The 12,061-nt window shown below is 70.4% G+C and carries 8 protein-coding genes and 2 pseudogenes; 3 read left to right on the plus strand and 7 right to left on the minus strand.

The window, feature by feature from the left end; all coding sequences use genetic code 11:
- Window positions 1–757 precede the first annotated feature (757 nt).
- The 4 genes and pseudogenes from ACY0MR_RS36145 to ACY0MR_RS36160 all read right to left on the minus strand — a co-directional run bounded on the left by ACY0MR_RS36145 (window position 758) and on the right by ACY0MR_RS36160 (window position 3,872).
- On the minus strand, window positions 758–1,603 hold the full coding sequence (locus ACY0MR_RS36145; RefSeq protein ID WP_473557984.1) for a cyanobactin maturation protease PatG family protein: 846 nt from the start codon (window positions 1,601–1,603) through the stop codon (window positions 758–760).
- A gap of 186 nt (window positions 1,604–1,789) precedes the next feature.
- On the minus strand, window positions 1,790–2,611 hold the full coding sequence (locus tag ACY0MR_RS36150; protein ID WP_473557987.1) for a S8 family serine peptidase: 822 nt from the start codon (window positions 2,609–2,611) through the stop codon (window positions 1,790–1,792).
- 204 nt (window positions 2,612–2,815) lie between these two features.
- Window positions 2,816–3,076, minus strand: a pseudogene (locus ACY0MR_RS36155) (IS5/IS1182 family transposase); the annotation flags it as partial.
- A 322-nt stretch (window positions 3,077–3,398) separates the two neighbouring features.
- Window positions 3,399–3,872, minus strand: a complete 474-nt coding sequence (locus ACY0MR_RS36160; RefSeq protein WP_473557989.1) for a hypothetical protein — start codon at window positions 3,870–3,872, stop codon at window positions 3,399–3,401.
- A gap of 712 nt (window positions 3,873–4,584) precedes the next feature.
- On the opposite strand from ACY0MR_RS36160, the gene ACY0MR_RS36165 reads away from it, so the two are divergent.
- Entirely contained in the window at window positions 4,585–4,905 is a 321-nt protein-coding gene (locus tag ACY0MR_RS36165; protein WP_473557991.1) for a hypothetical protein, read from the plus strand.
- Window positions 4,906–5,099: 194 nt separating this feature from the next.
- On the opposite strand, the pseudogene ACY0MR_RS36170 reads toward ACY0MR_RS36165, so the two are convergent.
- Window positions 5,100–5,234, minus strand: a pseudogene (locus ACY0MR_RS36170) (IS5 family transposase); the annotation flags it as partial.
- A 212-nt stretch (window positions 5,235–5,446) separates the two neighbouring features.
- On the opposite strand from ACY0MR_RS36170, the gene ACY0MR_RS36175 reads away from it, so the two are divergent.
- Window positions 5,447–8,935: an NB-ARC domain-containing protein gene (locus ACY0MR_RS36175; RefSeq protein WP_473557994.1), complete on the plus strand. Its 3,489-nt coding sequence runs from the start codon at window positions 5,447–5,449 to the stop codon at window positions 8,933–8,935.
- 531 nt (window positions 8,936–9,466) lie between these two features.
- Window positions 9,467–10,078 carry an SMI1/KNR4 family protein gene (locus ACY0MR_RS36180; RefSeq protein WP_473557996.1) on the plus strand — a complete coding sequence of 204 codons (612 nt, stop codon included), beginning with the start codon at window positions 9,467–9,469 and terminating at the stop codon, window positions 10,076–10,078.
- An 816-nt stretch (window positions 10,079–10,894) separates the two neighbouring features.
- On the opposite strand, the gene ACY0MR_RS36185 is transcribed toward ACY0MR_RS36180, so the two are convergent.
- Together ACY0MR_RS36185 and ACY0MR_RS36190 are read right to left on the minus strand one after the other, a co-directional pair.
- A complete protein-coding gene (locus ACY0MR_RS36185; RefSeq protein WP_473557999.1) occupies window positions 10,895–11,188 on the minus strand; it encodes a hypothetical protein in 294 nt (97 codons plus the stop codon).
- A gap of 475 nt (window positions 11,189–11,663) precedes the next feature.
- Window positions 11,664–11,903: a hypothetical protein gene (locus ACY0MR_RS36190; RefSeq protein ID WP_473558000.1), complete on the minus strand. Its 240-nt coding sequence runs from the start codon at window positions 11,901–11,903 to the stop codon at window positions 11,664–11,666.
- Window positions 11,904–12,061 lie beyond the last annotated feature (158 nt).

Genomic DNA, 12,061 nt, shown 5'->3' on the forward strand with positions numbered 1-12,061 from the left:
AGCACTTCTCGACCAGAACGTACGTCGGCTCCCCTCCTCCCTCACCACCCGGTTCGCCCAGCGACGGTCCCTCGGTCCGTACCTGGCAGGCAGTCTGGTTCGGCGGGCAGCAACCGGTCGTCGTGGCACGGCCCTCGGGGCAGCAGCCGATGCCCGGCACACACACCTGGCCCTCGCAGCACCGCCGGTCTCCGCACATCGCTCCCGGAGTGCAGCACGTGCCGCCGACGCACTCCTGCCCCGCCGGGCAGCACCGGCCGTCACAAACCCGGGCCGCGGGGCAGGTGCCGTCGCTGGTGCACTCCACGCCCGCCACGGGCGTATAGCAGACGCCGTCGCAGCAGGCCTGTCCAGCCGGGCAGCACTGACCATTGCAGCACGCGAGTCCGGGCGGACAGCAGGTGAGGATCTGGCTGTACGACGGATAGGAGTAGCCCTTGCAACAGGTGTGGTCCCATGGGCAGCAGCGGCGTTGCGCCCCGAAGAGACAGACCTGCCCGCCCACGCACGGGTCCGGTCCGTGGCAGTCGTTGCGGCACATGGTCGTGCACTCACGCTCGTCCGGGAAGCCGCCCTCCGCCTCCGCGAGACAGTCGCGCACGCATCCGTCGACGCAGTCGTCGGCCAAGCCGACGGCCAGGTCCCCGGCCGGACCCACACCGCGCACGACCGTGCGGTAGGACCTGCTCGACCGGTACAGCGAAGCCGCTGCCGTGACACTCGGCGCTGACATCACGCCCACTCCTCCCGGGGCTCGTCACCGGTCGTAGTACGGGGAAAGCTTGGTCACCAGGAACGGGAACTCCTCCGTGACGTCGACCCGCACGAAGTACTTCTCCGTCACATCGGTGGTCCGGCTGGTGTAGGAGAACAGCACGTCCTGGATGTTCCGGCTGCCGCTGAGCCGTGAAGTGCGCGTCTCGATGCCGGAGAGCGACAGGCCCGAGGCGAACGCGGCGGCGGTCTTCGCGTAGATCGCCGCATACCGCACGGCCACGTAGTTGAGGGCGCGGTGCTCGTCGGACGCGCCGGCGTTGTCGGCGATCTGTAGGACGCTCTCGAAGAGCTCCCGGGACGCAGAGCTGAACGCTTCGTCCTCGACGGTGTCCGGCTTGGGCAGCCCGGCGATCAGCGACTCCTCGTCGAAGGCGTAGATCTGGTCGAAGGCCACCACCGGGAGCATCAGTCCGTTGCAGAGGTCGGGCGGGGCGAAGGCGCCGCGCAGGCCGATCACCGCGTGGAGGTCACTCGCCCGTGGCGCGGCGCCCAGCGCGTCCACGATCAGGGCGTAGTCCACCGGGTCGCGCGGCCGCAGGATGTAGGTCTCGATCCCCTGGATCACGAGCACGAAGCACAGGTGGCGGGCCAGGTAGCGGTTCTGGGGTTCCGACAGCACGGCGTGCAGGGCCTGCCTGTCGGTCAGGTTGGCCGTCTCGGCGCGGCCCGTCGCCTGGGCGAACTCCTTCTCGACGCCGAGGCTCGGCAGCCGGGGTTCGATCCTGCCCACCGCGTAGACGTACGAGGCGAGACCGCGGCCCGTGGCCCCGTCGGCCGGGGAGACGGCCTGCCCGCAGCCACCGCCGCAGCCGCAGGAAGGTTTCACCTCGGGAGGCGACTGCCGGGGAGGGGCCGAAGCCATGGCCACCTCGCCGCGCGCGGGAGGCTCATCCGGTGGTGCGGCCGCGACACCGTCCCGTGCCCGGGCGGCGACGCCGTCCGGCGACTGCGGGGAGACCGTGTGATCTTCCATGAGATGACTGTTCCCTTCCTGACCATGCGCCGCGCGTCGTCAGCGACGCGCCGCCCATAGCGCGTCGAGAGCCCGCGATGCGTCCATCACCGGGGGCAGTACGGAGGTCCTGCGGTGCGCGGAGCCCGTCACCGCGCGAGCCAGTTCGCCGGGGGTGGCGTCCGGGAACGCGGACCAGAGGAGCGCGACCGCTCCCGTGACGACCGCCGCCGCGGCGCTGGTACCGCCGAACGGCCGCAGCCCGCCGTGGGCTCCCAGGCTGACCAGGCCGTCCGTCACGGCGCCCACGCCTCGTCTGCCGATCGACGGGCCGACGGTGGAGAGCCGCCCGGGCCGCCCGTTCCGGCCGTAGGCGATCACCGGGACGACCGCGGGGTGACGGGTCACGGGGCTGCCACCCACGGCCCGGTCGTTGCCGGCCGCGGCGACCACGAGCGCGCCCCTGCGGGCGGCGTGGTCCAGGGCCTGCTCCACAGCCCGGTGCCCCTCACGTCCGCCCGGCGCGAGGGACAGGCTCAAGTTCACCAGGCGCGCGCCTGCGTCCGTGACGTCCACGAGGGCCTCCGCCAGCTCCTCCTGGGTCGCGGTTCCGGATTTGCGGGCCTTGGGGGCGGTGAAGACCGAACGTGTCACGAGGATGACGCCGGGACAGATACCCGGCGCGCGCGAGGCGCGGCGGGCGACGAGGACTCCGGCCGTGGAGGTGGCGTGCAGCGCGACCGCGTCCCGCGCGGCCTCGTCTGCCACGTCCCGCGCTCGGAGGGGCTCGATGCGCGCACCGGAGAACTCTCGGTGCGTCACGATGACCGGCCCGTCGATCAGCCCGACCCTGAGGTCGGGTGCTCCGGCAGTCCGGTCCATCAGGGCGGGAAGACCCGTCGGAAGAAGGGGGGAGGACGAGGGAGAATGCGAGGAGGGGCGCGCGTCAGGAATCACAGGGTTCACCACCCGCTCACGTGCCTGACTCTCTCCTCAGACTACTCCGCAGGGAGATCGCCCGCGCGGCGTAGAAAGAGCTGCGATGGCGGGGGAATTGATAGGTGGGAATTCACTGATCCTTTTCCATCATCGGTCTGAGTCGGCCTGATGCAGGGGTGAGGGCAGCCTGGGAAAGGCCCATGATGCGGTAGGTCGAGCAGCGGAGCTTGCGGAGAAGCCGCAGGACTCGAGGATGGCGACTGGCTGCTCGACCGTGGCCCCGATCTTCGCGTGGGACCGCTTGACGGCTTGCTGGTCTGCGGACAGCCTCTCCCACCGATTGCGGCAGGGGACACGGACCATGTCCCCGGCGCCTTGGTGGCCCTTGTCGGCCCAGCAGGCGATGCCGGTGCCGTGATCGAGGTCGGGCACAGCCGGCGCTCGATCCAGCGGCAGCTCGGCATGACCTATCGCGCCTTCCAGCGATTCGCCCCTGCCGGGCGCCGTCGAGGGACACGTCAACAGGATCGAGATGTTCAAGCGCCAGATGTTCGGGCGCGCGGGCTTCCGGCTCCTACGGAAGCGCGTCCTGCTGCCGCGAACCAGAGACGGATGGGGCTGGCCGGATTCGAACCGGAGTCTTCGAGCGGCTGCTGGATGAGCATGGTGCGGACGAGATCTCGTAGTAGCCGGTCCGCACCAACTGCCGTCTGAGCGCAGTCGGCCTGCTCTATCGAACGGGCCCGCATTCATCGACGATCATGGTCGGCTCCGACAGGAAGACATCCCGGTCGACGGGGCCATAGGCGATGTTGAATGTGTCGAGCCAGTACGACCAGCCGCGGATGCCCATGGCGCTGGTGAATCGGTAGTTCAACTGCCAGCGGACCCACTGACCGGGGAGCAGTCGAATTGCCGGCGGCCTGCGCGGCCGAGGAGGCAAGCCGAAGAGCGGCTCCACGCGAGCGAGCACTCGGAGCCGCTCACCTTCGTCCCTCAGGCTGACGTCGATGTGGCGAAGGTCCTTCTGGCTCGAACGCGGCTCGAAGCCGTCACGCTCGGACATCGCGACGAAGTGGGCGGAATCGGAGGGAATCTGAGGCAGCGAGAAGCCGACTGGTGCCGCGTTCCTGTGGGCAGCTGCCTCCCCGCCCCGCGACTGCTTCGTCCAGGACGTCTTGATCCACTGCACTGTGATGTCCACTGCACCTGCCCTTTCGGGGAGAGCCTACGGTCAACAGTTGTTTGACGTCACTCAGATTCCGACCCAGCTACCCGCTGCCGGGTCTCAGCAACGTTCCAGACGGTTGGAGACCCGGACCGCTCTACGAGGCCGCCGACAAGCGCTCTCCGACCTCGCCTACGCGGGAAATCCGGTCGAGCCCCCGCCGCGCGCCCGCGGTCTAGAGCGTTTCTCTCAGATGAGATGAGCTGATCGTCAGTCGAGCCCGTTGCCCGTTGCGCGTCGCCCGCCGACCAGGCTGCGAACCGCTGGCGGTATGGCCGGCTCGGCGGCGGCGCGCCGCCCTTCGACGGTCGGCCTTTCGGTTTCCCCTGCGTGAGTGCTGTGGCTTACTGCGCGGACGGTGAAGCTGCGCCGCGACCACCACATGCCCCGCGATGTCGTCGCGTGGGGCAGGTCGCGCCGCGTAACTGGTCGTCGAGGGAGTGGTCGGTGGTAGTGCTGAACCCTTCGGTGCGTGGGCGTCATACCGGCATCCGGTGAGCGCGTACGTTGCCGGGATCCGGCATGCCGAGATCTGACGAGACGCGCAGCCGGGTGGAGGCGCTGGGCGACTCGGTCCGCAACTGCCCTAGGCCCTGTGTCGAAAGTTGCTGAGAGGCAACGTTGTGGCGGGCTGGAGCGTCCATGGGATTGCCGGACTCGGCTTGGTCCTGGGTGGTGAGGGGGGCGTGTGGAGCAGGACAAGGGGAAGCAGGACGGTCCGGGGCGAGAGCTGAACGCTTACGAGAGGGTCCTCGCAGAGGACCGCCGCGTCGCGCGCGAGATGCTCCGCGTGAGCATCGGTGGTGCCCATGCCGGGTTCGTCATAACGGTCTTCATCGTGGTCTTGTTCGCTACCACTGGCGGCACCGCGTGGGCACTGATTGTCGGTGGAGCGGTTGCACTCTGGTTCGGCGCCGCCGTTATCGCGGTTGCCGGTGGCGGTCGCCGCGGGTGGGCCGCAGTCAAGCGCGCGTACCTCTTGACTTTCGGCTGGGCCGGCTGGCTGTGATCGCTTCGAGGGTATACGCGAACAGGCAGTACCGACAGCTCCGTTCGTCACAGCCGTTCTCAGATCGCGGCGACAAGGACGGTGGCTTCGAAGCGAACGGCGCCGGGGCCGGAACCGACTGTCGGCCCGGTGTCAGCGGGCCATCCGGCGGCGGGCCGTCTAGCTTGTCGAATCGGGTGGGGACCGCTTGGTTCCGCTTGATGCTTGCGGGCCCCGGCCGCATGCTGATGGGCGCGGCCCACAGTGGAGTCGGCGCTCAGGTCCCACACGATCGCACCCTTGGCATCGGCCTCGGCCTGGGACCGCAGCCGGGTGAGCACCCGGTGCCAGGTTCCGGTCCGCTGTCACCGGCGGAACAGGTACGCGCGGCAGATGCCCGCCCTGTGCCCCTACCTCGTCCACGTCGCCGGTGCCCGGGAGGTGTCCCGCGGCGATCTCCGGGAAGCATCGGAGGGGATTCCCGTCGGGGACCGCCGCAGGCAATCGGGCGCGGGTCGCCGGCCCGGGAGCCCTGACGGACGTTCGACCGGGGGGTGGACGCATGCCGACGCACCGATTCGTAGTAGCCCTGCTGAGGGCTGCGGCCGTATCGCTGGCGACGGTGGCTGTCGGCGTCCTCGCGTCGCTGGCGGCCAACGCCGCCACGTCGGACGAGCGATGGCCCGGGCCCCTGGACTGGATCCGGACCCACTCCTGGCAGTCCGTCGGGTACCTCGGCGGCGCAGCCTTCGTTCTCGCCTTCGTGGCGAGCTGGGCCACCGTTCGGGGCGCGATCGCCGATCCGCCCCCGCCGCCGGCGACGCGGGTGCCCGACTGGGTGGTCGACCGGGGAGAGGGCGACCGCGCCGTGGCCGCGGTGCGGGCGAAGGCCAACGGTCGGGCCGTCGCGATCACGACTTCGCTGGAAGGGGCCGGCGGATTCGGCAAGACGACGCTGGCCGGCGTCGTGTGCGCGCACCCAAAGGTCCGCCGGCACTTCCGGCGCCGGGTCTTCACCATCACCGTCGGGCGGGATGTACGGGGCAGGGCTGCGATCGCGGCCAAGGTCGCCGAGGCCACGCGGTTCATCACCGGCGACACGACGGCGTTCGACGACCCCGCCCTCGCCGGCGCGCACCTAGGCCGGCTGCTCGACCAGCGGCCCCGGACGCTCCTGGTCCTGGACGACGTGTGGGAGGCGGCCCAGCTGGCACCGTTCCTGCAGGGCGGCACGCGCTGCGTCCGGCTCGTGACGACCCGCGTGCCCAGACTCCTGCCGCCGGGAACCGCCCGAGTCACCGTGGACGAGATGACCGTCGAGCAGGCCCGCCGCGTCCTCACTTGGCAGCTTCCGCCGCTGCCTCCCGCGACGGTCCGGGAGCTGCTTGCGGCCACCGGGCGGTGGGCCCTCCTGCTCCGTCTGGCCAACCGCCTCATGGCCGACCAGATCGCCTCCACCGACGACCCGTCGGCCGTACTCGACGCCGCGGAGAACGTGCTCGCGAACCTCAGGGCACGAGGGCCTGCGGCGGCGGACCCGTCCGCCGCCCCACTGAACCTCGACGATCCGCAGCGCCGTGCCCGCGCCGTGCGGGCCACCGTCGAGGCCGCGACGACGCTGCTGCCACCCAGCGGTGCGGAACGACTGGCCGAGCTGGGCGTGTTCGTCGAGGACGAGGCCGTCCCGATCGAGCTGATCGCCCGCCTCTGGCAATCCACCGCAGGGCTGTCGGAGGCGGAGACCCGGACCCTCTGCGGACGGCTCGGCAGCCTGTCGCTCGTCAGCCTCTCCGCCGCGTACGGCGGCCGCGTCACCCTCCACGACGTCCTCCGCGACTACCTGCGCGGCGAACTCGGACCGACCCGCCTCACCGCCCTCCACGGGGCGCTGGTGGACGCGGCGGCGGCCACCGTGCCCGGCGGGGCCGCGGACCCGTCCTGGTGGGAGCTCGTAGACGGGTACCTCCTGGACCACCTGGTCGAGCACCTGCACGCCGCAGACCGGACCGGCAAGGCTGAACGGCTGGCCGGAGACATCCGCTGGGTCGAGACCCGGCTGCTGCAACGTGGGCCCTCGGCGCCCTGGAGCGACCTGGCCCGCCTCCCCGGTCCCGCGCCCGCCGCCCTGGCCCGCGACCTGACCCGCGCCGCGCACCTGCTGGGATCCGCGGACGCCCCTCGCCTGGTGCGGAACGTGCTCCACAGCCGCCTGGAGGACCTGCCGCACTGGCAGGGCCAGATCGCCGCCCGTCGACGGGACCCCGGCCTGCGTCCGTACCTGGCCAACCGTCATCGCCTGCCCGACCTCCCCGACGACCGCGTCCTCCGCAGCCTCACCGGCTTTGCGAGGCCTGTCACCGCCGTCGCCACCGGCGGGAGAGTCCTGGCGACGGCCGAGCCCGGCGCCGTCCGCCTCTGGAACCCCGACGACGGTGCCTGCGTTCTGGTGCTCCCCGTCGATGGCACCGTCGTCGGGCGCGTGGCCGTGGCGCCCGACGGAGCCTGGGTCCTCGCGGCCGATGCGCGACGGATACGGATGTGGGCCACCGCCACCGGCGCGGAACTCCGCGTGTTCCCTGTGGAGGCGGACACCTGGCTGAGGGACACCGTCGCGGCCCTCGCGCTCTCGCCCGACGGAACCCTTGTGGTGACGGCATCCGTCGACCACGTCGTCGCCGTGTGGGAGACCGCCTCGGGCCACCGCCTGCGCGAGGTGCCCCACGCCTACCCCGTCGAGGCGCTGGCGATAGCCCCGGACAGCTCCTGGTTCGCCACGTGCAGCGGCGACACGACCCGCCTGTTCGAGACCGCGACCGGCCGGGGACTACGGACGCTCTCCGCCGCCTACACCGGCGCGCACGGCTCGGTGGTCGTCGGCCCGTCCGGCGCCTGGCTGGTGACGCAGCACAGCGACGGCCCGCGGATCTGGGGCACCGGCCCCGGCGCCGTTCCGCAGGCCATCGGATCCACCGCGGGCATGGACGCCCAGCTTGCCGCCGACCCGGACGGCCGCTGGATCGTCACCGCAGGCCGGCGGACCGAGGTGTGGGACGTGGAGTCCCGAACTCTCCTCGGCGCCCTGGACGGACGGGCCACGTCTGTCGCCATCGCCCCGGACGGCGCGTGGATCGCCGTAGCCGGCGAACACGCTGTGCGGCTCTGGGAGCCGCCGCGCGCCGACGCCACCGACGCGGGACACGCCGCCCGGGATATCACCGTCCTGGCGATCGCCGGGGACGACAGCCTCCTGGTCTCCGCGGCGGGACCCGACGCCATCGTGTGGGACCCGGCCTCCGGCACTCCTGTGCGCATGCGGACCGGACACACCGCTCCTGTCACCTCTCTCGTCGTCGCCCACGACGGCGCCTGGGCCGCCTCGGGCGCGAGCGGCTCCCTGCGGCTGTGGGACACGAGGAGCGGAGCCGACCTCCGCACCCTCTACGGCTCCCGTGGACCCGCCGCCGTGACCCCGGACGGCCTCTGCGTCGCGGCCGCTGCCGACGACGGCACCGCCGGACTCTGGGAGGTCTGCACGGGCAGGCGCACCCAGACCTTCACGGGCGCCCCGGGCACAGTGACGGCCGTCGCCGTCCTCCACGGACGCCACACCGCTCCACCGCGCGTGATCACCGGAACGGACCGCGGCGCCCTCACCCTCTGGGACCCGGTCTCCGGCGCCCGCATCCGCACCCTCTCCAGCCGCGGACCGGCCGTGGAGGCCGTCGCCGTCGGCGGCGACGGCAGGTGGCTCGCCTCCGTCACGGCCGACGGCGCCGTACGCCTGTGGGACCCGGAATCGGGCCTCGGCCTCCACTCCCTCGACCTCCCCCCGGACGGGGGCGTGACCTCCCTCGCCGCGTCCCCGGACGGCCGCCATCTCGCCACCACCGGCCGTGACGCCACCCTCCGCATCTGGGAGGCCTCGACCGGCGACTGCGCCGCCTGCGTCCGTGTGGAGGCGCCCTTGCGTGCCTGCGGATGGCACTCCGACGGAACGGGTGTGACGGCTGTGGGTACGGGCGGCCTGTTCGCCTTCGCGTTCCACGCCTGACCTTCCTTCCTCCGTTCCGGGGCAGCCCTCACTCCTTGGGCCCCATCCGGCTCCCAGCTCCCGCCCTCTCGAGAACGACATGGGCGCCCGACGAACACAACTGCGTCAGTAGCCGCTCACGAGCCACGGGCCGGCCGGCTTCCAATGGCTTTACCCGAATGCAGTTCTGCCAGGTATCCGCAATCGGCCGCCGCCTCTCGTGGGCGCGATAGACAGTCGCGCGGCAGCTGGCGTGCCCCGCACCAGGCGGCCTCCGACAGCGCATCGGCTCGCTGATCGTCGGCTGTGCGCTCCTCCGCCACAACCCTGACGCCGTCCGCGTGATGCTGCGTCGCGTCGTCAGCTTCGCGACGTCCGCCCCTTTGGGACGGTCGGTACCTCAGGCACCCCTCGCAGGAAGAGTTGCACAACTTGTCCGGCACCAGCCGCTGCACCATCTCCATGCCACCAGAACGAGGGCCCGGCTGACCGGGGCCATGAGATGTGGTCGATGCTGTCGGAGACGTTGCCCGACAGCATCTTTGAGGAACCATGACCGACTACCTGCAGGCCGTTTTCGACATGCTCGGCCCGGCGGAGAGCCGATATGCCGATCCTGCCGCGTGGCTTCGTCTGGAGCAGGAACTGGGGAGAAAGCTCCCCACCGACTACAAGGCGATCGTCGACGCCTACGCACCCGTCCAACTCAACGGCCACCTCTACCTCTCATCTCATCCGGCTTGCGCATGGCGGGAGCTGGGCGAGGAGATCCGGTCGACGTCGAAAGTCTGGACGGAGAGCCTGTGGGAGTCCTACGACCTGGAGCCCGACGAGGATCCCCGTGTGATCTGCAACCGCCCACACATCGCCTTCGGCACCCCCGACGGACTCATCCCACTCGCCGGCACGGACCAAGGAGCCGCCATCTTCCTTGCACCAGAGGTCCACGGATTTCCAGACGGGGTCGTGGTGCGGGGGGAAGAAGGCGAATGGACCGGCCACCCTATGGCCTTCGCCGAGTGGCTGTACCGCTATCTGATCGGCGAGGAGATGGCCGGCTGGGACAGCGCGACGTTCTGCCCCGGACCCGTCCGGCTCGAGTACCTGCCCACGGGAACGGGAGAGCGCACCCGCGAGGCGTACGGGCCCGAGCGCGGCATGTGAGGTTCGCACCAAGTGAGACGACTTCTTAGGGGATCTCAGCCACGGCCACCGTGCTGGACTCGGTGGCCAGCATGCTGCCTCCGCTCTCCGCCTCCACGTCTACCTCCCCGTTGTCGCCCTGGTCACCGCTCTGTATCAGACAGGCGCGCCTGCTTGCTCGCAGCGTCGCGGCCGAGCGCATCTACCGCGGGCAGCTGATTGGACCGGGCACCGTCGCCGTCACAGATCATGCTCGACGGCAGCGCCGCCCCAGTGGGCCTCAGGTCAACTCCTCGGCCAGGCCGCATCCGCCGTCGAATTCCCGGATGCGGCTCGGAGTCAGTGCGGCCGCCATGATGATCACAGCAGCCGCAGCGAGATCATGTCACTGCGACCGGTCTACTCAGGCACCTCGGAGGCATGCTTCGCTGATCCATCTCGCGGTCAAGCCGTACCATCCCAGCCATGACAGTCGATGCCCTCGCCCAGGGCCTCTAGCCCGGCGACCTCCTGGAGTTCGCCACCACGTCGGGCATCCAAGTCCTCCGGTTGACTCACGTGGAGCGCGTACCCAGGGCATCAAGTTAATGGGTCGCAATCACGACGGGATTCTCTACTCCGGCGGCATGAAGTACGGCGAGCTGGCGCGGTGCCTCGGTCCGTAGACCGTCGCCCGGACCCCCGATCGCAGTTACGGGACGACCCTTAGGGTGGCGGCGTGTTCGACGAGGTGTTGGCGGTAGCCCCCGTCGCCCCCACACATTGCGGGCCCGGGGGCGGCGGCCCCTTCTCTTCGGTCAAGCTGTTGGGGTGTCGGTGGTGGGGGCGGAGAGTGGTTCAGCCGTCCGTTGCTGTGTCGATGCCTGCGTACTCGTAGATCCAGCCCGCAGGGGTGCCGGGGGCCCGAAATGCGAGGTGGATGTGCTTGGTGGCGGGATTCCAGGGGCCTGGCGTTCGGCCGGACCGACCTTGGAAGCCGGCGGGCGGCAGTCCTTGCTGGTCGAGCTCGACGACTTTGGTCCGTCCCTGGAAGGGGCCACTGACGGCGTTGATGCCGACGGTGTTGTGGACGGTTTCGCCCGCGAGCCAGCGACGGATGAGTGCCAACTGCTCGGTGTTCTTGTCCACCATGGCTGTAGCAGAGCATGAGTTCGGGCGGAGGGCGAACCGGTCTCAAGTCGCTCGGATGGCTTGGGGTTCGTAGAAGGTTTCGTCGTGCAGACCTCACGCTGCTATGCCGTCAAGTCAGGCCGCCCGAGGGGTGAGGACAAGCCTCGTCTTCGTCGAACAGGGCGTCTCCGATTTCGACGAGTTCATCGTCGGTCAGCTGCGGGGAACTCCAGTTCCTGCTTCGGGCGTGCTGGACGAATCGCTGCTCTAGTACAAGGTGGTACCGCTGGACGTAGTGGGCAAGGTCCGAGTAGCAGAACCACTGACCGTCGGTGAGTAGAGACAGTCCGCCGATCAGCTCGCGCTCCGGGCTGAGGACGTCCTAAAGCCTGGTCCCGGCGACCGCAAGGACTCCCCCCGGCACGCTTCATCACGTGCGGCGGGGTAAAGCGAGGGCCCGTCAGCCGATGGTGCCCAAGTTCCCGAGAATCGCCGACTAAGCGGTGTGAGACAGATGGCTGGTTTCGCCTGGCGGGATCGGGGCCGCGGAAGCCTTGGGGAAGGCCGGCGCGGAGGCGGGCGCCGATGCCGCCAGGGACGGTGCGGCCGCGCGCTTCGGATCGTCGGCCGCGCCGCAGGAGGTGATGAGCAGCGCGGTGGGGGCTTCGGCACATGCGTACGCTGCGTGGCGCGCTGCCCGGACGCCGGATATCCGGCGGTTCTCGTCCTGCGTCATGCGCTTCTCCAGCGAGGGGAGCAGCCGTCCGTCGAAGCCAGATCGCGAGAGCCTATGTGCAAAGAGAATCGGCGTATGGAATGAGATCTGCCGTATGAAAGGTGAAGCAGGACCACCACATGCCCCTACCCCCAACAGGGTCTTCCGAAGGGGGCGCC

Source organism: Streptomyces sp. JN8, assembly GCF_055808075.1.